General features: G+C 57.7%; 1 protein-coding gene. It reads left to right on the top strand.

The annotated features are described in order from the left end of the window. Positions 1-580: tetratricopeptide repeat protein (locus tag AWU74_RS06930; RefSeq protein ID WP_162504983.1), on the top strand; the 580-nt coding region annotated here is incomplete at its 5' end. Positions 581-730 lie beyond the last annotated feature (150 nt).

The raw sequence follows: 730 nt of genomic DNA, 5'->3' as shown, positions 1-730 counted from the left end.
AATCAAACTCGACCCGAACAATGCGTCAGCCTACAATAATCGCGGCATTGCCTATGCCAAAAAAGGCGACTACGACCGGGCGGTCGCGGATTATACCCAAGCGATTAGGCTCGACCCGAATGACGCGGCAGCCTACTATAACCGCGGCAGTGCCTATCTTAGCAAAGACGACTACGACGGTGCGCTTGCGGATTATACCCATGCGATCGAGCTCGACCCGAACAATGCGTCAGCCTACAATAATCGCGGCATTGCCTATGCCAAAAAAGGCGACTACGACCGGGCGGTCGCGGATTATATCCAAGCGATTAGGCTCGACCCGAATGACGCGGCAGCCTACTATAACCGCGGCAACGCCTATGCCAAAAAGGGCGACTACGACCAAGCGGTCGCGGATTTTACCCAAGCAATCAAACTCGACCCGGATGACGCGACAGCCTACCGTAGCCGCGGCGCTGCCTATTACTTCAGAGGTGACTATGACCGGACTATCGCGGATTATACCCAAGCGCTGAAGCTTGACCCGAATGACGCGCTTGCAAAAAAGGGGCTTGAACTTGCGCGGAGACGGGGGCGGTAGGCGGAACCCGCCGGGCGCTTCGCCGAGGGGCGGAAACCCCGATACGGGCGGGAGGCAAGCGTCGGGCGGGCTTATCGAGCGGGAGAGAAAGGGAACGGGTTCGCTTCCATTCGGAGCGCCCACGACAGAGGTATATGATGAACATAAAAC

This window comes from Treponema endosymbiont of Eucomonympha sp., from assembly GCF_001028545.1.
Note: the sequence above shows the minus strand (reverse complement) of the source record. Positions and strands in the feature narration are given on the sequence as shown.